At 36.4% G+C, this 23,037-nt stretch carries 22 protein-coding genes and 1 pseudogene; 17 read left to right on the forward strand and 6 right to left on the reverse strand.

Going from position 1 to position 23,037, the window contains the following annotated elements; translation table 11 throughout:
• Positions 1-13 precede the first annotated feature (13 nt).
• The 17 genes from rnpA (at position 14) to BLS24_RS14190 (ending at position 17,481) form a co-directional block, all read left to right on the forward strand.
• On the forward strand, positions 14-361 hold the full coding sequence (rnpA, locus tag BLS24_RS14110; RefSeq protein ID WP_071177367.1) for a ribonuclease P protein component: 348 nt from the start codon (positions 14-16) through the stop codon (positions 359-361).
• Positions 361-570: a membrane protein insertion efficiency factor YidD gene (yidD, locus tag BLS24_RS14115; RefSeq protein WP_091760586.1), complete on the forward strand. Its 210-nt coding sequence runs from the start codon at positions 361-363 to the stop codon at positions 568-570. The genes rnpA and yidD overlap by 1 nt, the downstream gene beginning before the upstream one ends.
• 20 nt (positions 571-590) lie before the next feature.
• Positions 591-1,895, forward strand: a complete 1,305-nt coding sequence (locus tag BLS24_RS14120; protein WP_091760589.1) for a YidC/Oxa1 family membrane protein insertase — start codon at positions 591-593, stop codon at positions 1,893-1,895.
• 23 nt (positions 1,896-1,918) lie between these two features.
• Positions 1,919-2,644 (forward strand): RNA-binding cell elongation regulator Jag/EloR, encoded by a 726-nt coding sequence (jag, locus tag BLS24_RS14125; RefSeq protein ID WP_091760592.1) that lies wholly within the window; start codon positions 1,919-1,921, stop codon positions 2,642-2,644.
• Between the two features lie 71 nt (positions 2,645-2,715).
• Entirely contained in the window at positions 2,716-4,137 is a 1,422-nt protein-coding gene (gene mnmE / locus BLS24_RS14130; protein WP_091760595.1) for a tRNA uridine-5-carboxymethylaminomethyl(34) synthesis GTPase MnmE, read from the forward strand.
• Position 4,138: 1 nt separating this feature from the next.
• The gene (gene mnmG / locus BLS24_RS14135; RefSeq protein WP_091760598.1) at positions 4,139-6,055 is read left to right on the forward strand and encodes a tRNA uridine-5-carboxymethylaminomethyl(34) synthesis enzyme MnmG; all 1,917 of its coding nucleotides are present in this window, start codon (positions 4,139-4,141) and stop codon (positions 6,053-6,055) included.
• Complete coding sequence (gene rsmG, locus BLS24_RS14140; protein ID WP_091760601.1) at positions 6,045-6,782, forward strand: 16S rRNA (guanine(527)-N(7))-methyltransferase RsmG; 738 nt, start codon at positions 6,045-6,047, stop codon at positions 6,780-6,782. The genes mnmG and rsmG overlap by 11 nt, the downstream gene beginning before the upstream one ends.
• A 292-nt stretch (positions 6,783-7,074) precedes the next feature.
• Entirely contained in the window at positions 7,075-7,851 is a 777-nt protein-coding gene (locus BLS24_RS14145; RefSeq protein WP_091760604.1) for a ParA family protein, read from the forward strand.
• A gap of 13 nt (positions 7,852-7,864) precedes the next feature.
• Complete coding sequence (locus BLS24_RS14150) at positions 7,865-8,767, forward strand: ParB/RepB/Spo0J family partition protein (protein ID WP_091760607.1); 903 nt, start codon at positions 7,865-7,867, stop codon at positions 8,765-8,767.
• Positions 8,768-8,780: 13 nt separating this feature from the next.
• Entirely contained in the window at positions 8,781-9,302 is a 522-nt protein-coding gene (locus tag BLS24_RS14155) for a DUF4446 family protein (RefSeq protein ID WP_091760610.1), read from the forward strand.
• A 70-nt stretch (positions 9,303-9,372) separates the two neighbouring features.
• Positions 9,373-10,659 (forward strand): serine--tRNA ligase, encoded by a 1,287-nt coding sequence (gene serS, locus BLS24_RS14160; protein WP_091760613.1) that lies wholly within the window; start codon positions 9,373-9,375, stop codon positions 10,657-10,659.
• Positions 10,660-10,695: 36 nt separating this feature from the next.
• Positions 10,696-11,583 (forward strand): DUF3881 family protein, encoded by an 888-nt coding sequence (locus BLS24_RS14165; RefSeq protein ID WP_091760616.1) that lies wholly within the window; start codon positions 10,696-10,698, stop codon positions 11,581-11,583.
• Positions 11,584-11,600: 17 nt separating this feature from the next.
• Positions 11,601-12,308 carry a purine-nucleoside phosphorylase gene (gene deoD, locus BLS24_RS14170; protein ID WP_091760619.1) on the forward strand — a complete coding sequence of 236 codons (708 nt, stop codon included), beginning with the start codon at positions 11,601-11,603 and terminating at the stop codon, positions 12,306-12,308.
• Between the two features lie 66 nt (positions 12,309-12,374).
• Positions 12,375-13,082, forward strand: a complete 708-nt coding sequence (locus tag BLS24_RS14175) for a response regulator transcription factor (RefSeq protein WP_091760622.1) — start codon at positions 12,375-12,377, stop codon at positions 13,080-13,082.
• Positions 13,083-13,111: 29 nt separating this feature from the next.
• Positions 13,112-14,110: a sensor histidine kinase gene (locus BLS24_RS14180; RefSeq protein WP_091760625.1), complete on the forward strand. Its 999-nt coding sequence runs from the start codon at positions 13,112-13,114 to the stop codon at positions 14,108-14,110.
• A gap of 105 nt (positions 14,111-14,215) precedes the next feature.
• Positions 14,216-14,908, forward strand: a complete 693-nt coding sequence (locus BLS24_RS14185) for an ABC transporter ATP-binding protein (RefSeq protein WP_091760628.1) — start codon at positions 14,216-14,218, stop codon at positions 14,906-14,908.
• On the forward strand, positions 14,908-17,481 hold the full coding sequence (locus BLS24_RS14190) for an ABC transporter permease (RefSeq protein WP_091760631.1): 2,574 nt from the start codon (positions 14,908-14,910) through the stop codon (positions 17,479-17,481). Before BLS24_RS14185 ends, BLS24_RS14190 begins: the two co-directional genes overlap by 1 nt.
• A gap of 3 nt (positions 17,482-17,484) precedes the next feature.
• Here the strand turns inward: BLS24_RS14190 and BLS24_RS14195 are convergent, their stop codons facing one another.
• From BLS24_RS14195 to BLS24_RS15320, 6 genes and pseudogenes are all read right to left on the reverse strand, one after another.
• The gene (locus BLS24_RS14195; protein ID WP_176764450.1) at positions 17,485-19,062 is read right to left on the reverse strand and encodes a PP2C family protein-serine/threonine phosphatase; all 1,578 of its coding nucleotides are present in this window, start codon (positions 19,060-19,062) and stop codon (positions 17,485-17,487) included.
• A gap of 130 nt (positions 19,063-19,192) precedes the next feature.
• Entirely contained in the window at positions 19,193-20,317 is a 1,125-nt protein-coding gene (locus tag BLS24_RS14200) for a DUF362 domain-containing protein (RefSeq protein ID WP_091760637.1), read from the reverse strand.
• Between the two features lie 231 nt (positions 20,318-20,548).
• Entirely contained in the window at positions 20,549-21,136 is a 588-nt protein-coding gene (locus BLS24_RS14205; protein ID WP_091760640.1) for a pepsin/retropepsin-like aspartic protease family protein, read from the reverse strand.
• On the reverse strand, positions 21,129-21,395 hold the full coding sequence (locus BLS24_RS14210) for a hypothetical protein (protein WP_091760643.1): 267 nt from the start codon (positions 21,393-21,395) through the stop codon (positions 21,129-21,131). Before BLS24_RS14210 ends, BLS24_RS14205 begins: the two co-directional genes overlap by 8 nt.
• Positions 21,396-21,488: 93 nt before the next feature.
• Complete coding sequence (locus BLS24_RS14215; protein ID WP_091760644.1) at positions 21,489-22,811, reverse strand: hypothetical protein; 1,323 nt, start codon at positions 22,809-22,811, stop codon at positions 21,489-21,491.
• A gap of 34 nt (positions 22,812-22,845) precedes the next feature.
• Positions 22,846-23,037: pseudogene (locus BLS24_RS15320) on the reverse strand (IS1634 family transposase); the annotation flags it as partial.

A 23,037-nucleotide genomic window follows, 5' to 3' on the forward strand; every position in this document is an offset into this window, starting at 1 on the left:
AAAAGGACAGAATATGCTTTTTTCGGAATCAATGAAAAAGACAACTGATTTTCGAAGATGTTATGAGAACGGTAAGAGCTATGCTAATAAGTATATAGTTCTTTATGTGTGGGAAAATGGTAGTTCGATTAACAGACTTGGAATTTCATGTAGTAAAAAAATAGGGAACAGTATTGTAAGGCACAGATTTGCAAGACTTGTTCGAGAATCATACCGACTACACGAAGATATGTTCAATAGTGGTTTGGACATAGTAGTCGTAGCCAGAGCCTGTGCAAGAGATGCTAGATACATTAATATAGAAGAATCTCTATTAAGCCTGGCAGGGAAGGCCCGCATAAAGAAAAATGGCGGTAATTGATGAAAAGAATACTTATTTTTTTGATCAAAGTTTATAGGAAGTATTTGTCTCCATTAAAAAGAACAAAGTGCCCATATATTCCAACATGCTCGGAGTATGGGTTAGAAGCAATAGAAAAATACGGGGCTCTTAAAGGGGGACTTTTGGCTGCATGGAGGATTCTTAGGTGTAATCCTTTCTCCAGCGGTGGATATGATCCAGTTCCGTAGGTTTTCAGAGGAGGTACATTTTGACGGGAGCTATTTTAACCCCTTATCAGGGTAAGATTGTTGGACCAGTAGCTTGGATTCTTGGTCATATCATGAACGGAATCTTCAATGTTCTTAATGCTATTGGAATTCCTAATATCGGTCTTGCAATCATTATTTTCACAATTGTAATTTATCTTTTACTTTTACCACTTACATACAAGCAGCAGAAATTCTCTAAGCTTCAGGCTAAGATGAGCCCAGAACTTAAGGCTATTCAGGCTAAGTACAAGGGCAAAAAAGACAACGATTCTATGCTTGCTATGCAGCAGGAAACTAAAGAGCTTTACGCTAAGTATGGCGTATCACAGACAGGTAGCTGCTTACAGCTTGTTATTCAGATGCCTATTCTTTTTGCTCTTTATCGTGTTATCTATTCAATTCCAGCTTATGTAACAATAGTTAGAAATGCTTTTTATCCTTTAGTTGAGCAGCTTCGCACTACTGATGGTGCTTTGGCATTCATCCAGGAGAATCTTTCAAGTGCTAAGTCTTTCTCTGGTCAGTTCAAGAACGAACTTTTCACAGCAGGAGATGCTTCTTATGTAGAGAACACTCTTATAGATGTTCTTAATAAGGCTTCATCAGCTGATTGGGATTCACTTACATCTAACTTTGGAAATTTAGCTAGTTCAATTGATACCACACATGCTTTATTAAACAAGTTCAATTTCTTCTTAGGACTTAACATTGGTGATAGTCCTAGATATATGGTACAGACTGCATTTGCTAACAAGAACTTCATTCTTCTTATTGGAGGTATCATAGTTCCTGTTCTTGCAGCATTTACTCAGTGGATCAACACAAAGCTTATGCCTCAGCAGGTAGACAGCAACGCTAAGCCAGATCCAGATGATCCAGCAGCTCAGATGCAGCAGTCTATGAAGACTATGAACATTATGATGCCACTTATGTCAGCATTCTTCTGTTTCAGTCTTCCTGCAGGTATGGGTCTTTACTGGATTGCTGGTGCTGTTATCAGATCAATCCAGCAGATAGTTATCAACAAGCACATTGATAAGATCGATATCGATGCTGAGATTGCCAAGAATACTGAGAAGTACAAGGCAAAGATGGAGAAGATGAAGGCAACTCCTCAGATGAATAGATATGCTAACATGTCTACTCGTAATATTCAGTCAACACCTTCTAAGGCTGTTAATGCTGATAATGAGGCAGAACTTCAGAATGTTAGAACTAAGCTTAACGGCAAAGAAATCCGTAAAGATTCACTTTTAGCTAAGGCTAATATGGTTAAAGAATTCAACGAAAAAAATAATAAATAATTGCCTTATATGGGGAGGTCACAATGGAATATAAAGAGTTCACAGCAAAGAATGTTGATGAAGCAATCACAGAAGCTTGTGAAAGTCTACTTGTTACTAGTGATAAACTTGATTACGAAGTTGTTTCTGCTGGATCTGCTGGTCTTTTAGGAATCGGTGCTAAGCCAGCTGTTATCAAAGCAAGAATTAAAGAAGAAAAAGAAGAGACAGTTGAGACAAAAGTAGAAGTTAAAGAAGAGAAGAAGCCAGAAGTTAAAGCTGAAAAGAAAGCAGCTTCTTCTGATATAAATGGCGATGACCTTTGCAAGAAAGCAAATGATTTCCTTAAGGAAGTATTCGGAGCCATGAATATGGAAGTTACTGTTGATACTAAGTTTAATTCAAATGATAACATCTTAGATGTTGAGCTTAGTGGAGCAGAGATGGGTGTTCTCATTGGTAAGAGAGGACAGACACTTGATTCTCTTCAATATCTTATTTCTTTAGTAGTAAACAGAGATATTTCAGAGTATGTTCACGTTAAAGTTGATACAGAGAACTACCGTGAGAGAAGAAAAGCTACTCTTGAAAATCTTGCAAAGAATATTTCTTATAAGGTTAGAAAATCAAGACAGTCAGTTGCTCTTGAGCCTATGAATCCTTATGAGAGAAGAATCATTCATTCAGCACTTCAGAATGATAGATATGTTACAACACACAGTGAAGGTGAGGAACCATTTAGAAGAGTTGTTGTTACATTAAAGAAATAATGTTAACCAAATACCCCTAGGTTTTCTTCCTAGGGGTATTATTTAAGTAGAATATTAGTGAGGTTTCATATATGTCTACTGTTTTGAATAATCTAAACAACGATACAATCTGTGCAATTGCAACTGCTATGTCTGATGCTGGAATCGGAATCATCAGAGTTAGTGGTAAAGATGCTGTTTCTATTTGTAATGAAATCTATATTTCTGGTTCTAATAAACATGACCTATTTGATCATGAAGCGAATACCATTAAATATGGATATATTTGTGACGGCGAAAATATCGTTGATGAAGTTATGATCTCATATATGAAAGCCCCTCATAGTTACACCAAAGAAGATGTTATTGAGATTAATTCTCACGGCGGAATGCTGATCATGAATCAGATTCTGCAGCTTTTACTTGATCATGGTTGCAGACTTGCAGAACCAGGTGAATTTACAAAAAGAGCTTTTTTAAATGGTAGGATAGACCTTACCAAAGCAGAAGCTATAATGGATATCATCAGTGCTCAGAATAACTTTGCACTTGAGAGTTCCAGAAGACAGCTTCAGGGTAAGATTTCAAATAAGATAAAAGAGATAAGAAAAAAGATTCTTTATCAGATGGCATTCATTGAATCTGCTCTTGATGATCCTGAAAATTATGACCTTGATGGTTTTCCTGATAGATTAAAAGAAATAATTAAACCTATTATTTCTGATATTGATAGATTAGTTAGTACAGCGGATGAAGGTAAGATCAGAAAAGATGGCATTAAAACCGTTATTGTTGGTAAACCAAACGCTGGTAAATCTTCTCTTTTAAATGCACTTACTGGAGATGAGAGGGCGATAGTTACTGATATTGCTGGTACTACTAGAGATATTATTGAAGAGACAGTTAGACTTGGAGACATAGTTCTTCATGTTATTGATACAGCCGGTATTCGAAATACAGATGATGTAATTGAGAAGATAGGTGTTGATAAAGCAAAGAGTAAAGTTGAAGAAGCTGACCTTGTTTTGTATATTATGGATTCTACTTCTGATACGGATGATGAAGATAAAGAAATCATCAGCCTTTGCAAGGATAAGAAGACAATAGTTCTTCTTAATAAGAATGATTTATCTGATGATATTAAAATAACAGAAGATATCGTTCGTATGCTGTTTTCATGTTCATCAGATGAGTATTTACCTGTTATTAGTACTTCAATGCTTAAAGGACAGGGAATTGATGAACTCAAAGATGCTGTGTCTAAGCTTTTCCTTAATGGTGATATTGTTCCAAAGCAGGAAATATATATTACTAACTTAAGGCACAAAGATCTTTTGAGACAAGCTTATGATAGTTTAAATTTAGTAATTGATAGTATAGACAAAAATCTTTCAGAAGATTTCTTTACTGTTGATCTTACAAATGCTTATGCTTCTTTAGGTGAAATAATTGGTGAAGAAGTTGGAGACGATCTTGTAGAAGAAATTTTCTCTAAGTTCTGTATGGGTAAATAAGATGATAGATATTAAAGAAAAATTTGATGTAATTGTTGTTGGTGCGGGTCATGCTGGATGTGAAGCTGCTCTTGCCTGCAGTAGACTTGGCCTTGAAACAATTATTTTTACTATGAGTGCTGATAATATTGCATTCATGCCTTGTAATCCTCATATTGGTGGTTCTTCTAAGGGACATCTTGTTAGAGAAATTGATGCCCTTGGTGGAGAAATGGGTAAAAATATAGATAAGACTTTTTTACAGTCTAAGATGCTCAATACTTCTAAGGGCCCAGCTGTTCATTCTCTTAGATGTCAGGCTGATAAGATGGAATACTCTAAAGAGATGAAAAAAGTTTTAGAGCATCAGAATCATCTTACTATCAAACAGGCAGAAGTTTCTGAGATTCTTTTTGATGATATTGATGAAGATGGATATATTCATAAGATCACAGGAGTAAAGATTTTTTCAGGAATCACTTATGAGGCAAAGGCGGTAATTCTTTGTACTGGAACATATCTTAAGAGTAGATGTCTTACAGGTGAAGCAATTACTTACAGCGGACCAAATGGACTTCAGCCTTCTAATCTTTTATCTGAATCACTTATGAAAGCTGGTATTGAGCTTAGAAGATTTAAGACAGGAACTCCTGCTCGAATGGATGGTAATACAATTGATTATTCTAAAATGTCAGAGCAGTTTGGTGATACACCGGTTGTTCCATTTTCTTTTGATACAGATCCAGAAAGTGTTCAGAGACCACAGGTTTCATGCTGGTTGACATATACCAACGAAAAGACACATGAAATAATACGAAATAACATTGATAGATCACCTATCTATGCTGGTATCATCGAAGGCGTTGGTCCTAGATATTGTCCTTCTATTGAAGATAAGGTTGTTAAATTCCCAGATCATGAGAGACATCAGGTATTTGTTGAGCCTGAAGGAACTTTTACTAATGAGATGTATATCGATGGAATGTCTTCTTCTTTACCTGAGGATGTTCAGATTGCAATGTATAGAACAGTTCCTGGTTTAGAGAATTGTCGTATTGTAAAAAATGCTTATGCTATCGAGTATGATTGTCTTTGTCCTGGACAGCTCCATCCTACACTTGAGATAAAAAATATTAAGGGCTTATTCAGTGCTGGACAGTTTAATGGAAGTAGTGGATATGAAGAAGCTGCAGCTCAAGGACTTTATGCTGGTATCAATGCTGCAATGCAGATTCTTGGTAAGCCATATATTTCTATTGATAGATCTGAAGGTTATATTGGAGTCTTAGTTGATGACCTTGTAACAAAAGAAAATCTTGAACCATATAGAATGATGACTTCAAGAGCAGAGTACAGACTTTTACTCAGACAGGATAATGCTGATATCAGACTTCGTAAGCTTGGATATGAAGTTGGTCTTATTGATGAAGAAAGATATCAAAAGCTTCTTACTAAGATTGATCTTATTGAAAAGGAAGTTGCTCGTTTAAAGAAAACTGTAGTCGGAGCAAATGCTAAGATTCAGGATTTCATGGAGAGACATAATAGTTCTACTCTTAAGACTGCAACATCTTTGGCTGAACTTATCTGTAGACCAGAATTTGATTATGAATCTCTAAGTGAGATTGATAGTGAGAGAGTAGAACTTCCAGCTGACGTTATTGAACAGGTTGAGATTACTATCAGATACGAAGGTTATATTGATAGACAGCAGAGACAGGTGGAACAGTTCAAGAAACTTGAAAAGAAATTAATACCTGCTGATATTGATTATGATGATGTTAGTAGCCTTAGGCTTGAAGCGAGACAGAAGCTTAAAAAGTTTAGACCTGTTAATATAGGACAGGCATCTAGAATAGGTGGAGTTAATCCTGCAGATGTCAGTGTGCTTTTAATTTACCTTGATTCTCTCTATAGAGGAAATGCTGATGAGAAATAAATACGAACTTATGCTAAAAGATTTTTCTGAACTTGGAATAGAACTATCTGATAAGCAGCTTGATCAATTTAATAAATACTATGAACTTCTCATTAAGTGGAATGAAGTAATGAATCTTACAGCTATCACAGAGTTTCAAGATGTATGTAAGCTTCACTTTGTTGATAGTGTTTCATCATGCAAGTATTTTGATTTTAATAAATCCGATTTTAGTCTTATCGATGTTGGTACTGGAGCAGGATTTCCTAGTGTACCTCTTAAGATTGTTTTTCCTCATTTGAATATGACATTACTTGATTCACTTAATAAGAGACTTAACTTTTTGAATGAAGTAATAGATGAACTTGGTCTTAATTCAGAGGGAAGTATCAAGACACTTCACGGAAGAGCAGAAGATTATTCTTCTACAAAACCTGATTCTCTTCGTGAAACTTTTGATATTTCTGTTTCTAGAGCAGTAGCCAATATGTCTACTTTATCTGAGTATTGTTTACCTTATGTAAAAGTAGGTGGAACATTTATCGCTTATAAGAGTGAAAAAGCTGCGGATGAACTTAACGCAGCTAAGGGTGCAATTCATCTATTAGGTGGCAGGCTTCTTTCAGCAAATGATTTCATGCTTCCTAATTCAGATATTAGTAGGATTATCTGTTTGGTTGAAAAGAAAGAAAACACATCAAAGAAGTATCCTCGTAAAGCAGGAGTTCCTTCTAAACAACCACTTTAATATATCTAGTGTTCATATGTTGCAGTTGATGAAAATGTTTCACGTGAAACATTCAAATTAAAAAAAATCATGATACAAATAATTGTTTCACGTGAAACATTAATACCCAAGATATTGTAAAAAGAATCGTGAAACATTAATAAAACGTGAGAATTGTATTGTGAAACTGAACAATTTAGGTATACAAGATATTGTAATAAAGAAAAAGTATTTGGAAAATACACTCAGGGATGAGTCTATATAAGAATAATTATGATATAATCACATTAGTGTGTTAGATTTAGGAGGAATGATGGGAAGAGTTATTGCTATTGCAAACCAGAAGGGCGGAGTTGGTAAGACTACAACATCCATCAACTTATCAGCTGCTCTTGCTGAAAGAGGAAAAAAGGTATTAGTCATCGACACAGATCCACAGGGTAATACAACTAGTGGTTTTGGATTAGACAAGAATGAATTAGAGAACACAATCTACGAACTTATGATAGGAGAGTGTTCCACAGAAGAAGCAATTAAAGAAAATGTAGTTGAGGGATTAGATGGAGTAGATATCATCCCATCAAATGTAAATCTTGCAGCTGTAGAGATTGAGTTGATCGATGCAGAGCAGAAAGAATACATTCTTAGAGAAGCAATCAGTAATGTGAAAGACAACTACGATTTTATTATAATTGATTGCCCACCATCACTTAGTATGTTAACAGTTAATGCTATGACAACTGCTAACACAGTATTAGTTCCAATTCAGTGTGAGTATTACGCACTTGAAGGACTTAGTCAGTTAGTACATACAGTTAACCTGGTAAAAGATAGACTTAATCCTGAACTTGAGATGGAAGGTGTAGTATTTACTATGTTTGATTCAAGAACAAACCTTTCACTTCAGGTAGTAGAGAATGTAAAAGAGCACATTCAGGAAAATGTTTACAAGACAATTATTCCTAGAAATATTAGATTAGCAGAAGCTCCAAGTTATGGACTTCCAATTAATGTATACGAACCAAAATCTGCTGGTGCAGAAGCATACAGATTATTAGCAGATGAAGTAATAGATAGAATATTTGAGTAAGTTGGAGGGGAAAATGGCAGTACCAAAGAACGCAAAGAGGGGACTAGGAAAAGGACTCGATTCAATAATTCCAGCAAAAGTTGCTACTACAGCAAAAAAACCTGAAGCTGTAACACCACCTGTTGATGGACAAGTAGTTAAACTCAACATTACAAAGATTGAGCCAAACAGAAGTCAGCCAAGAAAGACTTTTGATGAGGATACATTGATTGAACTTGCAGATTCAATCAAACAGTTCGGAATCATCAATCCTCTTATTGTTACAGATAAGAAAGACCACTATGAAATAGTTGGTGGTGAGAGAAGATGGAGAGCAGCTAAGAAAGCTGGTCTCAAAGAAGTTCCAGTAATAATCAAAGATCTCACTGAGCAGGAGATTGCTGAGATTGGTCTTATCGATAATATTCAGAGAGAAGACATCAATCCTATTGAAGAAGCTCTTGCTTATAAAAAGCTCATTGACGACTTTGGATATACTCAGGACGTTGTAGCTGATAAAGTATCAAAGAGCAGAGTAACAATTACAAACTCTCTTAGACTATTAAAACTTTGTGATCATGTTAGACAGATGGTCATTGAAGGTAAGATTTCAACAGGACATGCTAGAGCACTTATCTCAATTGAAAATGAAGAAGAGCAGATCACACTTGCTCAGAAAGTTTTTGATGAGAAGCTCAGTGTTCGTGAAACAGAAAAGCTTGTTAAGAATCTTGGTAAGACACCAAAGTCAAAAAAGACAGTTGCTAACAAGGCAAGCCTTGACGCAGTATATTCTAGCCTTTCAGAAAAATGCAAACAGGCAATTGGAACCAAGGTAGAAATTATCTCCAAAGGTGATGGAACAGGAAAGATTGAAATTGAATTCTATAGTAATGACGATCTTGAAAAAATCACTGATAGACTTTGTAAAGGATGAATGGAGATAAAACATGAATAGCGAATTATTTAACTTACTTGGAATTGGAAATCTTGACCCAGCTTATTTATTTATCGCAGCATTTGTACTTATTCTGATATTACTTGTTTTGCTTATTGTAACAAGAGTGAAATTCAGAAAGCTCGAGAAAAAATATAATAAGTTCATGCAGGGTAAAGAAGCTCAGTCACTTGAAGATGAAATCGTTGGACTCTTCCATGACAACAGACTCATAAGAAGTGAAAATGAGAAAAATAGAAAAGACATCATCGACATCAATAAGAGAATGGCTAGAACATTCCAGAAGATTGGACTTGAGAAATACGACGCTTTCAATCAGAGCGGAGGAAAGCTCAGTTTTGCACTTTGTCTTTTAGATGAAAGTGATAATGGTTTCCTTCTCAACTCAGTTCATGGAACAGACGGAATCAATTATTCATATTCAAAAGAAATCAATGCCGGAATGGCAGATGTTGAGTTAAGTGGAGAAGAGAAAAAAGCTCTTGACCTAGCTCTCGGCAGTACCAGCAGATAAGCTATAAATAGCAATAAATTAAATTGCTTAAAATATATTTATATAAATATTTAACTTGGAGGAGATCGAAATGATCGACATTAAATTTTTACGTGAAAATCCAGATGTGGTAAGAGAAAACATCAAGAAAAAATTCCAGGATGAGAAGCTTCCTCTTGTAGATGAAGTAATCAAGTTGGATGAAGAGAGAAGAACAAACCAGCAGAAGGCTGACGAGATCCGTTCTCACAGAAACAAGATTTCTAAGGAAATCGGTGGACTTATGGCTCAGGGCAAAAAAGATGAAGCTATGGCCCTCAAGGATGAAATAGCAAAAGAAGCTGCAGAGCTTGAGAATCTTGAAGCAAAGCAGAAAGAACTTGATGAGCAGGTTACAAATAAGATGATGATCATTCCACAGATCATCGATGAGACAGTACCTATTGGAAAAGATGATTCACAGAACGTTGAGATTCAGAAGTACGGTGATCCAGTAGTTCCTGAATTTGAGATTCCATATCACACAGATATCATGGAGAGATTCGATGGTATCGACCTTGACGCAGCTAGAAGAGTTGCAGGTAACGGATTCTATTATCTCATGGGTGACATCGCAAGACTTCACTCAGCAGTTATCTCTTATGCAAGAGATTTCATGATCGACAGAGGATTTACATACTGCGTACCACCTTTCATGATCCATGGAAACGTAGTAGCAGGTGTTATGAGCTTCCCAGAAATGGAAGCAATGATGTATAAGATCGAAGGTGAAGACCTTTATCTTATCGGAACAAGTGAACACTCAATGATCGGTAAGTTCATTGACCAGATCATTCCTGAAGAAGAGATGCCAAAGGCACTTACAAGCTACTCACCATGCTTCAGAAAAGAGAAGGGTGCTCACGGTATTGAAGAGAGAGGTGTTTACAGAATTCACCAGTTTGAGAAGCAGGAGATGGTAGTAATCTGTAAGCCAGAAGAATCAAAAGAATGGTATGACAAGCTTTGGAAGAATACAGTAGATCTTTTCAGATCTATGGATATTCCTGTTCGTACACTTGAGTGCTGCTCAGGAGACCTTGCAGACCTTAAGTGCAAGTCATGTGATGTAGAAGCTTGGTCACCAAGACAGAAGAAGTACTTCGAAGTTGGTAGCTGCTCAAATCTTGGAGATGCTCAGGCTAGAAGACTTAAGATCAGAATCAAGGGTAAGGATGGAAACTACCTTGCTCATACACTTAATAATACTGTTGTTGCTCCACCAAGAATGCTCATCGCATTCCTTGAGAACAATCTTCAGGCAGATGGAAGTGTTAGAATTCCTGAAGTTCTGCGTCCATACATGGGTGGAAAAGAAGTACTTGTTCCAACAAAGTAATTAAGTAAAAGGCATTAGAAAAGAGGTGAAATCTCATTGCACAAATTCTTGCGAGCAGTTGGATTTTCCAATCTGAAGGATAGAAAAGAATTAACAAAACTTATAACAGACACGATCCAGGAAGCAAGAAAGCGTTCATATGTCACAACAGATGAGAATATGATCCTAGCTGAGTTTGCAAGAGATTACGCTGATGGAATAGGACTAGCAGTCTGTGGTGAATTTGATGAGGAAGATAAATTCGTTTACGAATATTATTATCCTTATCTTGTTCCAACAGGCATTAGTACAGAAGAAGACATCAATGTCGAAAGGCACGCAGCACAGTATTCTTATGCTGGAGTGTGTAATGAACCAAGACTTGGTGTAACACTTATTTTCTATCTTCAGAATATGATCCCATACGTTAAGTATGAGAATGAAGACCATTTCCCAATAAGAGGAACTACTCTTAGCCTTTCATCACTATCAACCAAAGGTCAGATAATGATGCCAATAGCTAAGACTGAAGAAGAAAAAGAAGTAGCAAAAAAGAAAACTAATTATAGAAATAAACTCATTAACAATGCACGAAGAGGCGATGAGACAGCAATTGAATCTCTGACTCTTGATGATATGGATCTTTATACAACTCTTTCCAAAAAGATTAGAAAGCAGGATGTATATAGTCTTGTTGATACGTACTTTATGCCATATGGTGTTGAGTGCGATCAGTATTCAGTTCTTGGAGAGATTGTTGAGGCAAAAAAAGTAGAAAACTTCCTCACCAAAGAAACTGTTCATATCATGAAAGTAAATTGTAATGATCTTGAATTTGATGTCTGCATCAATGAAAAGGATCTCTTAGGAGAGCCTGCAGTAGGCAGAAGATTCAAAGGTAATATCTGGATGCAGGGTTATATCAACTTCCCAGATACCAACTAAAGAAAAGGAGAAAACAAATGGCAACACCACACAATAGCGCTGAAAAAGGTGATATTGCAAAAACAGTCTTAATGCCTGGTGACCCACTTAGAGCTAAATTTATTGCAGAGACATTCCTTACAGATGTAAAGTGTTTCAATGAAGTAAGAGGAATGCTCGGATTCACAGGTAAGTATGAAGGAAAAGAAGTTTCTGTAATGGGACACGGAATGGGAATCCCATCAATAGGAATTTATACATACGAACTTTTCAATTTCTATGATGTAGACAACATCATCAGAGTTGGAAGTGCCGGTGGTTTGCAGGACGATGTAAATGTAATGGACATCGTATTTGCAATGGGAGCTCACACAGATTCAAATTACGGATTCCAGTTCGGACTTCCTGGAACATTTGCACCAACAGCATCTTTCAATATCTTAGAGAAGGCTGTTGCTCTTGCAAAAGAAAAAGGTGTTAAGTATCACGTAGGTGATGTTCTTTCATCTGATGCTTTCTACAAGAAGTGCAACGAGAGCGAGCTATACAGAAACGTAGGAGCCCTTGCAGTAGAGATGGAAACACCAGCTCTTTACATGAACGCAGCTGAGGCACACAAGAATGCCCTCACAATTCTTACAATTTCTGATCACCTTTTCAAGAGCGGAGAGCTTTCTGCAGAAGAGAGACAGACAAGCTTCACAGATATGATGGAAATCGCACTTAAGACAGCAATTCAGCTTTGATCAAAATGTGTATAGAGTGGAACTTTGAGAGATTTCAAGGTTCCACTTTTTTTAAAAGGAGAAGCCATGAATATTTTTTTACTAGAAGATGATGACGCAATCGGCATAGGGCTGAAATATTCATTAGAAAAAGAAGGCTATAACGTAACCCTTACAAAATCTGTAGCTAAGGCAAAAGAATCATTTGAAGAAAAGAAAAATGATCTTTGCATTTTGGATATTAATCTACCAGATGGTAATGGCTACGAAGTTTGTAAATACATAAAAGAAAAAGAAGATGTACCAGTAATCTTCTTAACTGCCAGTGACGCAGAAGTAAATGTTGTCATGGGACTAGAGATGGGAGCAGATGACTACGTTTGCAAGCCATTCAGGATAGGTGAACTCATGGCAAGGATCAAGACTGTTCTCAGAAGAGCTGGAAAGAATCAGTCAGTTCAAGAGGCAAATGATAACATCATTAAGATAAACAACGTAAATATCTACACAAACGAAGCTAAGGTAACAATAACAAAGGAAACGGAAGGCGTAGAAGAGCCAGTAGAGCTTACCGCCTTAGAATATAGATTACTTCTGACATTTTGTAATAACAGAGGAACAGTTCTTTCTAGAAATAAGTTGTTAGAAGATATGTGGGATGTAAGCGGAGACTTCGTAAACGACAACACACTTACCGTTTATATCAAAAGACTTCGTGACAAGATAGAAAAAGATCCTACAAATCCAGAGATAATAAAAACTGTGCGTGGACTTGGATATATTGTGGATAAGTAATAGGCAACAAGCCAAAGTTGGGGACAATTATGGGAAATAATAAAGACTTCAAAGTAATGACAGCAGTAGGAACTTCTATAACTCTCATTTTAAGTGTAATGGGAGTTATTTTTGTAGGTATAAAAGCTGGAATTATTATATTGGTTACAGGAGCACTAATTCTTGCGATAAATATTATTTTTACAAAAAGAAGATATTCTGAAATAGAGAAATTAAACTCTTATCTGGAAAAAGTTCTCTCTGGAGATTACGCACCTGAGATATTGGATCAGAAGGAAGGTGAACTCTCCATCTTAAAAACAAATATCTATAAAGCCACAACGACGCTTAAATATCAAAAAGAATTATTAACAGAAGATAAGGTTAGACTTGCAAATGCCATAGCAGATATCAGTCATCAGCTAAAAACTCCCCTGACATCTATGATGGTCATGAATGATCTACTAGAGACTGAAGAAGATCAAAGTAAGAGAAAAGAATTTTTAAAAACCCAGTCAGATCAGCTTGATAGGATGAACTGGCTTATTCAGACACTTCTTAAACTATCCAAGATCGATGCTGGAACTATCACAATGAAAAAAGAAGAAGTGACTGCGATGTCACTTGTAAAAGAAGTAATGAAGCCATTTGAAATACAGATGGAACTTAAAGGCATAAAATACAGCTCTTTTGACAGCGATATGAAACTAAGCTGCGACAAAAATTGGACTATCGAGGCAATTCAGAATATAGTAAAAAATTGCATTGAGCATATGGAAGAAAATGACGAGCTTACGATCAATGCAGAAGAGACCAATATCTACAAGCAGATAATCGTGTCAGATACAGGATGCGGAATTGCTGAGCAGGATCTGCCACATATCTTTGAGAGATTTTATAAAGGAAAAAACGCAGGAAAGGACAGTGTTGGAATTGGACTTGCCCTTGCAAAGACGCTTATAAGTAGTCAAAGGGGAGACATATTAGTTGAAAGCACAGAAGGCGTTGGTACTACATTTTATGTAAGATTTTTCAAAACAATAATCTAAAAAAGAAATGTGACAAAACTGTAATAAAAAAGTCACGAGATAGTAAGATAAAAAAGTTAACCTATTCTCAACAAAGTAAACAAGCAGCTTGAGAAGGGAGTACAAATGAAAATACTTGAAATTAATAACTTATGCAAAGTTTATGGTAAAGGCGAGACAAGAGTAGATGCGCTTAAAGACGTATCTTTTGACGTAGAAAAAGGAGAGTTTGTAGCAATCGTAGGTCCTTCCGGATCAGGAAAGTCTACACTACTCCATATTCTAGGAGGAGTTGATACTCCAACATCTGGAGAAGTCAACATCGCAGGAACAGATATAGGTAAGCTTGAAGAGACCAAGCTTGCAATATTTCGTAGAAGGCATATTGGTCTCATTTATCAGTTCTATAACCTGATTCCAATTCTCACAGTAGAAGAAAATCTCACACTTCCAGTACTTCTTGATGGAAAAAAGCCAGATAAAAAGCTTTTGGATGAACTAGTAGAAAAGCTTGGAATTGGCAAGAGACTTAAGCATCTTCCAAATCAGTTATCAGGTGGACAGCAGCAGAGAGTATCAATTGGAAGAGCACTTATGAATCATCCAGCAATCCTCCTTGCTGATGAACCAACAGGAAATCTTGATACTGAGAATAGTAAAGAGATCATTTCTCTACTTAGAAAATTTAATAGAGAGTACAACCAGACAGTTATCATTATCACTCACGATGATAGAATAGCTCTTTCTGCAGACAGAGTCATAACAATTGAAGACGGCATGATCACTAAGGATTCAGGGAGAGTGGAGGTGACTGCGTAATGAACATCGTATCAACGCTCACCTTAAGACATTTGCAGGAAAACAAGAAAAGAACTATCGTAACAATTCTTGGAATTGCAGCAGCTACAGCTCTTATTACAACAATGCTTGCTGGTGTTACATCTTTTTTTGCCTTCTTTGGAGATATGGCAGTTCAAGAAATGGGCTACTGGGACGGAGAGTTTAAAAACCTTACCCAGGAGCAAGTTCAGGAGCTCAAACAAGATCCAAGAATAAAGAATGTTTCTGTGGCAGATGCCAACATAGATATTACCGGAATCAGAGTACAATCAGACGCATCAGAGAGAATGCGAGTTGGAAATATCATTCATCTAGACAGTCAGTTCATGGAAAATAAAATTTTTCCCCAATATTATGATGGAACACTTCCAGCAGCAGAGGGTGAAGTTGCAGTAGAAGAGAAATACATTACTGACAATAATCTCAATATCGGAGTTGGAGATACTATCACTGTAGAACTAGGAAACAGGTTCTATTACGACCCGGATGGACAAAAAGTAGTTATCGGCGGAAACTACAATACAAATGAAGAATTTGAGACTATAGAGAATAAGTCTTATAAAGTAACTGCAATATTGCATGGAAACCGCCCAACAGGAAGCTATGATCTGGTGCACTATATATCAGGAGACTCCGTACCACAAACAAACTATGTAGATATCAGGCTAAAAAAATTAGGCTTTAGATCTTATGAAATCTTAATGAATATAGCAAGTGATCATAATCTTCATTATGATTCTTTAAATACAGAGTATCTTATCAGCTATTTTTCATTTAATAAGGACAGCCGTGGTGTAGCAAGTATAGTCCCTGTAGGAATGATAGCTCTTTTAATTGTTATTGGAACAGCAGTGATCCTAATATATAACGCTTTCGGAATGTCACTTACGGAGAGAATGCGCTATCTTGGCATGCTTGCAAGCGTAGGAGCAACCAAAAAACAAAAAAGAGCCTCAATCTATTATGAGGCCTTTGCCCTTGGAATGATTGGAATTCCTTTGGGAATGGTCCTTGGCTATATAGGTGCGTATTTTACATTATCTTTCCTTGGAGGAAAGATGATATCTACAGGAACATTAGTTGGAGCTAAAGAGTTTGCCAGCACAGTTCCAGTAAGAATGCCTTTGAGCGTAGCATTATTTATAATTTTTATCTCTTGTCTTACTATTTTTATCTCAGCATTTATACCTGCCCTTAAGGCTTCAAAGGTAATGCCAATAGATGCCCTTAGACAGACGAATGTGATCAAAGTAAAGGCAAGAAGTTTAAGGATAAATCCTGTTATCAAAAAAATCTTTGGCTATGAAGGAGAACTAGCTTACAAGAACATCAAAAGAAATGGTGTTAAAGGCGCAGTTATCACTATATCAATAGCAGTATCGGTTACAATGTTTCTAACAGTTATGCAGTTTTGTGGTCAGGTCGAGACCGTTAACAACTATGACTGGGAGATTCCATATCAGGTTTCAGTAACAGTGGCAGAAAAAGATTCTGAGAGATTTGAGGAAGTTCTTAGGTCATTACACGAAGTAAAAGACTTTTACAGGAATCAGTTTATTCAGTTTGAATACCGAGAAGATCCGGAGAATCCAGATCATATTCCACCAAACGGAGATATCTTAAACTCAGATTATCTGAATTCAAAATACAAAAAAGCCTTTGATTCTAAGGTAATCTCAGTATGTACCATACCGGATGAAGACTTTAATGAGCTACTTCTTAAAAATGGTATCGATCCAGAACCATATTTTAATGGTGAACTGAAAGGCGTAATATTAAATGATTACAACAGATCCGGAAGGAAAGAAAAGGTCTTTAATGAAGGAATAATTGGACAAAAGCTCTTTTACGATGAGCAGGAAGGTAATCCTCCAGCGATTACGATCAGCGCGATGGTAGATTATGAAAAGGACAATTATATATTTAACCTTGTTCCTAAAAAGTGTGTTGTGGTGTATGTTCCAGATTCTAGGTATATGAAAAAAGCAGAAGAAGTAATGGGGGATTATGCAACTGCAAGTTATGCTATCGTGACAAATGACTCAGAAGCTTTATGCAGGGAGTTGTATGGGTTCATGGATACAGAAGAGTTCCATTCCTATTCAATAGGTGATATTGAAGAATCTATGGCAACTATGAAAGTTGTAATGCTCCTTCTAAAGACTGTAATGTACGGATTCACAGCACTTATCACTCTTATTGTCCTTGCAAACATGATCAACACAATATACACCGGAGTTATCATGAGACGAAAAGAGTTTGCCATGTACCGCTCAGTTGGTATGACAGAAAAAGGATTCAAAAAGATGATCTCATTAGAGACCATTCTTTATGCTCTTAGAGCATTAGTAGTAGCGCTTCCACTTTCAGTTTATGTTTATTATCTCATGTGCAAAAAGAGCCACAACATAGAACAGTTCCAATTAAATCTGGGACTTTATTTCATAGTTATCGTGGTGGTTTTTGCGATAGTCGGAATCAGCATGCTCATGAGCATCTCAAAGGTCAAAGATGATGAGATAATAGAAGTGCTCAAAGAAGATATCTGCTAATGATCAATTTCCGAAATATCTAAAGCAGAGCATAGTAATATCGTCAAATTGAGGAGCATCTCCAACAAAGGCGTCGATGTCATTTTTCACAACTCTTAATAGAGTAGTGGCATCGGCGTCTTTTTCTTTGTTAAGAGCATCCACCAATCTATCTGTACCAAAGAGAACATTATTGGAATCAGTTGCCTCTGTAACGCCATCAGTATAAACAAATAGGGAATCACCAGGGTTTAAGTGGAATTCATGTTCTTCAAACTTAATATCAGGCATAGTAGCTACAGCAATGGAATGGCGATAAGTCCTAAGAGCATAAGGTTGTCCAGAAACTTTAACAGCTGGATGTTCATGACCAGCATTTGTTATCCGGCAAAGGCCGGTAGATAGCTGGATTATGCAGAGCCAGACTGTAACAAACATCTCAGCATCATTTCCCTCACAGAGCTGATTGTTAACATCTCTTAGAATTTCAGAGGTTGATAGCTTGTCATCCATCATAGTCCTGTTCTTGATAAGGGTCTTAGTGATCACCATGAAAAGAGCTGCAGGAACACCTTTACCAGAAACATCGGCCATTACTAGTGCGATGTGGTCATCATCTATCATAAAGAAATCATAAAAATCGCCGCCAACTTCCTTAGCAGGAGTCATTGTGGCGTAGATATCGAATTCCTTTCTATTTGGGAAAGGAGGAAATGTTCTAGGAAGCATATCCGCCTGTATCTGAGTTGCGACACTTAGTTCTGCACTGATGCGTTCTTTTTCAGCAGTAATTGCTTGAATATTGTCAATATATTTCACAATGTCTTTTTCCATCTTATGAACGGAACCAGCAAGCGCTTCAATCTCATCACCAGTCTTAATTGATGAAAGGGAATCATCAATCTGACCATTATTTTGGGCAAAATCTTCAAGACTTTTTTTGATAAGCATAATGGGCTTCAAGAAATTTCTGTTCATAACCTTCCAGTTAGAAATACAGAAAACAACAAGAAGGATCAGTGAGATCACCACCATGTAAAAGATATATTTTCCAAGGATGGAGAGAATCTCATTCATATTTGTGTCAACAAATAATAGAGCAACGACATTTCCAGAGCTGTCTTTAACAGGAAGACAGCTAGATGTAAGAAAACCATATTTTTTTGACTTTCTTACAAGGTAGCTTGTAGGTCTTTCACCTTCGGTATAGGCTTTCCATATCTCTTCAAAAGAAGCAGAGATCGGGTCTGAATCACCAATGAAAGTATCTGAGTCATATACATAGCGCATAGTGTGATCTAGGTTTGGAACTGCGATATAGATATATGCTGCTCCGGAATGTTCTTCAACCTCATGAAGATAAGATTCCATTTCGGTATAATAATCATCGGCGGTCCAAGTTTGCGTGTATTCTGCAATCTTGTCATGATCAATATCATTGAGAATAAGGTTAGCGACTACATAGCCTTTGTCGTTATAAAGCTTTTCAATAACCCTATCAAAAATAAGGGAACCTGCGACACATGTGAGAACACCAAAGAAAAGAGTAAATATAACTATTCCAAGAAGAGCTTTTTCATTTACACTAGATTTATTCTTCATATGAGCAGTGTTCCTTTCGTAATTTTGTATAGAAATATTATACCAAATAACACACATAAACATATGAAATAAAAATAAAGCCTTTATCTCAGAAAAATCTGAAATAAAGGCTTTATAGGATAATTAATGATCATTTCATAACAACTAGCTCGTAATCGCGTGTTCCAACTCCAATCTTTTGAGCATGCTCAAGAGTTTCTGCCCATGAGACATTAGGATTACTGTTGTGCCATACATCTCCGTGATCGTGGAAATGTTCCTTGGCCATGTTATCTCCAAGCTGGCTGTTTCTGATAGGTTCTGCCTTCTGACAAAGGTCAACACAGGCCTGATCAAGAGCGACAGGATCAAATGAAGCAAGCATTCCGATATCTGGAAGGATAGGAGCATCATTTTCACCGTGACAGTCGCAGTTAGGAGATACATCTGTAATAAGAGAGATGTGGAAGCTAGGCCTTCCGCTTATAACAGCAGAAGTATACTCAGCCATTTTTCTGCCAAGCATCTGAGGTGCATCGGAGTTATTATTTTCTATAGCATCAAAGGCGCATGCGCCGATACATCTACCGCATCCTTTACATTTATCAGGATCGATCCACGCCTTATTTCCTTCGTAGCTGATAGCATCTGAGCCACATTCCTTGGCACATCTTTTACATCCTCTGCAAAGGTCTGTGATTACATGTGGTTGACCGCTGTTGTGCTGCTGCATCTTTCCAGCGCGGCTACCGCAACCCATTCCAAGGTTCTTGATGGCGCCGCCAAAACCAGCCTGCTCATGACCCTTAAAGTGATTAAGAGAGATCACGATGTCTGCGTCCATAACAGCTCGGCCAATGTAAGCCTCTTTGCAATATTCAGCGTTAGGAACAGGAACCGCTATATCATCAGTTCCTCTAAGACCATCAGCAATGATGATCTGGCAACCAGTAGTAACTGTGTTAAAACCATTTATATTAGCGCAGTCCAGATGTTCAAGAGCATGCTTGCGGCTTCCAGGATACAGAGTGTTACAGTCAGTTAAGAAAGGCATGCCTCCAAGTTCTTTTACAACATCCGCTACTGCCTTAGCATAGTTTGGTCGTAGATAAGCTAGGTTGCCAAGCTCACCAAAGTGCATTTTGATCGCTACGAATTTGTTATCCATGTCGATGGAATCAATTCCAGCTTTTTTGATAAGTTTCTGAAGCTTTGCTGTAAGGCTTACGCCCAGAACAGTTCTAAAATCTGTGAAATATACTTTTGACTTTTCCAATTCGAAACCTCCATTTTTATGCCAATGCTACCTACCATTAATCATATATGGAGAAAAGAAATATTGAAAATAGTTTTTTGCTAAGTTTTGACAGATTTTTGTTCTAGTATATTAGTAATTAGGATACTTATATGGATTTGTTGCCCATCCGGCATTGTATTTGACAGTTACATAGAGTTTAGTGTCTGAACCCTTGAGGTGAACGTTCCAGACTCCTCTTATAATATTTAATTATGCACTTTTGCGATTTTTTGTGTAACCAAGATGAAGTTCTAAGTTTTTTATATAATCAATATTGTCATTATTTTCATACTGAGTAGATAGTAATATGGTTTTACCGCTTACTTTATCTATTCCGATATGAGTGTCTAAATCTTTAAGTATATCCATGCCTAATAATATGTTTCCTGTAGAATATGGTGTTACACGAACAGGTACATCCTTAAACCTAAGAGACCCAATTCTTAAATCATCAGCGATTGTTGATATTACTAGCCCTTTATAATTCTTGATAAAGTTCTCGTCACTATTTCTAAGATCGGCATTACTCAAAGAATTAGTACTTTCTACACCATGCAGAACAGAAAGTTTTGATTTATCTGATATACTTGCATTAATAAATTTAGCTATCTCATCTGGATCCCAGCCAAGTGTTTTTAGTGGAATTAAAATACCGTGAGCCCCAGTGTCTATTTTTATTCCAGTTTGTCTTATAAAAGGAAAATAAATAGAGTTGCTATGTATTCCAAAAATCGTTGCTTCAAAATCAGTTCTGAATTCGTAGCTTTTAGAAAGATATAGTTTTAAAAAATCAGTCATAAACAGCTACGTCCTCATCTTCATAAAATTTAGGCTGGTATATTACGCTGGTTTTACCGTATGCCTTCCGTATTTCGGCAACTTTTTTTGAATCTATATTTGTCTCATTACAAAAATAGAGAATGTCAAAGCCATCTTCTGAAACGGTATTAGGATTAACATATAACCACACGCCATATAGATTGGATACCTGCTCAGGTTTTACATGCATTCCAATTTTAAGATCTTCGTATCTTAATTTTTCCAAGGTATTTCCCATGATAATAACTCCTTCCTTAGAAAATGAACCCATGCTCTTGGGTTCATTATATCATTGATATAATGACGCTACTATATGATCATTCTTAATTATTTATGAAACAGAAAGTTGCACAGATAATTCATTCATGACCAAATCGAGATTATTACTTCTAACAAATAACAATTTCTGATTTTTTTCTTTAGCTGACACTAGTTTGTAGTAAGCTGCATGAGAAAGGACTTCGGTATTACAAATGATATAGTCCTTATCCTTTATAGCATTAGCAGGAAATGTTTTATTTGCAGAGCTTAAATATGTCCAATTTGGAAATTCCTTTTTTATCTTACTTTGCCAACTGTCGTGTCCGCCTATCACAACAACTTTTTGCCCTAGCCAATCGTTGAAGTCTATATCTAACGAATTAGAGTATGTATTATCAGAATCCTTTTTGCTCATTAGATATACATAATTTCTCAATGCAGATAAATCTTTTATTTCTGTTTCATGCTGCTTGGATAAGTTTTCTTTTTCTAAACGAAGATGTGCTATTTCCTGATTTAGGGATATTATTTCTGATTCAAGATTGTGAATAGAATTTTGAATGAAAAGCTTTTCTTTTTCTATACGATTTTTTTCTATTAATAACGATTCTTTTTCTTTTTCGTAAGAATGCCTTTCAATGTTAGAAGAGTTTTCAAAAAGACTAATTATATTTTTTTCAAGATCATTTATATATTTGCATAAAGAAGATATATTTAATGCATACCAGTAATTTCTCTTATTCCAAGTAGACATCAAGCCTAATATGTCGTTTATTTCAGATTCATCTAGCTTATATGTGGCAAGTTTTCTAGGACTTATTCCGTGACGAAGCATTAGTTGCAAGACCATATTGCTTTGCGGAGCGAATGTAATATCAAACGTTGATGATGGCATATATAATTCTGTTGCGGATGATGTTGTACCATATTCACATTTAAATTTATCCAAAAAAGCCTTAGATTCTTCACTAGTTTTCTTGATGGTTGAATTTGTATGATTTTTAATACTATTTTCTTCACTTTCGAATTCAAAATTATAATTCTTTAATAAATCAAGCATAGTGAGAATGTCATAGTCATAACGAATTGGTAATTCATTATGATCAGCAAGCGCTAATGTAATTGCAACGGAGCATACTTTATTAAGAAATGGAATCGAATCATCATCCAAGTCTTTGGTCACTATATCTCGTAGAGTATCAGAATCAATGTGCTTTGATCTCTTGAGTACTTTTTTTATTTGAGGAAAGCCTTCATTGAAAAGATCAATAAATGTATGGTAGATATTTTCAGAGTTTTCAGAACGCATAATTTCAATCATTGCATGCAACATACGAGAATAAGGAATGAGATTAGCCTGTAATGTACTTTCAAATGTAGGATTAACTTTCATTTTAGCCTAAAGTCCCGTCATTTTATACCAAGGATTATGTCGGGACAGGAACTTCCATAAGCTCATAGAGCTTACGTTGTTTATTAGTTATTTCAGACAGATGATGGGCTTTGCCGGGCTGCTGGTAGTATTCGATGACATCCAGCTCGTCAAGCAGTGACTGCATTGTGTAGTCGCTGAACAGGCCATTTTCATCCATCTGCTTTTTGATATAAGACATCAGCTG

This window comes from Butyrivibrio sp. INlla18 (assembly GCF_900103635.1).
Lineage (GTDB): Bacteria > Bacillota > Clostridia > Lachnospirales > Lachnospiraceae > Butyrivibrio.

Bases quoted from the DNA above. Each gene is read 5' to 3' on its own strand.
- rnpA (WP_071177367.1), top strand. From the start codon at position 14: ATGCTTTTTTCGGAATCAATGAAAAAGACAACTGATTTTCGAAGATGT.
- yidD (WP_091760586.1), top strand. From the start codon at position 361: ATGAAAAGAATACTTATTTTTTTGATCAAAGTTTATAGGAAGTATTTG.
- jag (WP_091760592.1), top strand. From the start codon at position 1,919: ATGGAATATAAAGAGTTCACAGCAAAGAATGTTGATGAAGCAATCACA.
- mnmE (WP_091760595.1), top strand. From the start codon at position 2,716: ATGTCTACTGTTTTGAATAATCTAAACAACGATACAATCTGTGCAATT.
- mnmG (WP_091760598.1), top strand. From the start codon at position 4,139: ATGATAGATATTAAAGAAAAATTTGATGTAATTGTTGTTGGTGCGGGT.
- rsmG (WP_091760601.1), top strand. From the start codon at position 6,045: ATGAGAAATAAATACGAACTTATGCTAAAAGATTTTTCTGAACTTGGA.
- BLS24_RS14145 (WP_091760604.1), top strand. From the start codon at position 7,075: ATGGGAAGAGTTATTGCTATTGCAAACCAGAAGGGCGGAGTTGGTAAG.
- BLS24_RS14150 (WP_091760607.1), top strand. From the start codon at position 7,865: ATGGCAGTACCAAAGAACGCAAAGAGGGGACTAGGAAAAGGACTCGAT.
- BLS24_RS14155 (WP_091760610.1), top strand. From the start codon at position 8,781: ATGAATAGCGAATTATTTAACTTACTTGGAATTGGAAATCTTGACCCA.
- serS (WP_091760613.1), top strand. From the start codon at position 9,373: ATGATCGACATTAAATTTTTACGTGAAAATCCAGATGTGGTAAGAGAA.
- deoD (WP_091760619.1), top strand. From the start codon at position 11,601: ATGGCAACACCACACAATAGCGCTGAAAAAGGTGATATTGCAAAAACA.
- BLS24_RS14175 (WP_091760622.1), top strand. From the start codon at position 12,375: ATGAATATTTTTTTACTAGAAGATGATGACGCAATCGGCATAGGGCTG.
- BLS24_RS14180 (WP_091760625.1), top strand. From the start codon at position 13,112: ATGGGAAATAATAAAGACTTCAAAGTAATGACAGCAGTAGGAACTTCT.
- BLS24_RS14185 (WP_091760628.1), top strand. From the start codon at position 14,216: ATGAAAATACTTGAAATTAATAACTTATGCAAAGTTTATGGTAAAGGC.
- BLS24_RS14190 (WP_091760631.1), top strand. From the start codon at position 14,908: ATGAACATCGTATCAACGCTCACCTTAAGACATTTGCAGGAAAACAAG.
- BLS24_RS14195 (WP_176764450.1), bottom strand. From the start codon at position 19,062: ATGAAGAATAAATCTAGTGTAAATGAAAAAGCTCTTCTTGGAATAGTT.
- BLS24_RS14205 (WP_091760640.1), bottom strand. From the start codon at position 21,136: ATGACTGATTTTTTAAAACTATATCTTTCTAAAAGCTACGAATTCAGA.
- BLS24_RS14210 (WP_091760643.1), bottom strand. From the start codon at position 21,395: ATGGGAAATACCTTGGAAAAATTAAGATACGAAGATCTTAAAATTGGA.
- BLS24_RS14215 (WP_091760644.1), bottom strand. From the start codon at position 22,811: ATGAAAGTTAATCCTACATTTGAAAGTACATTACAGGCTAATCTCATT.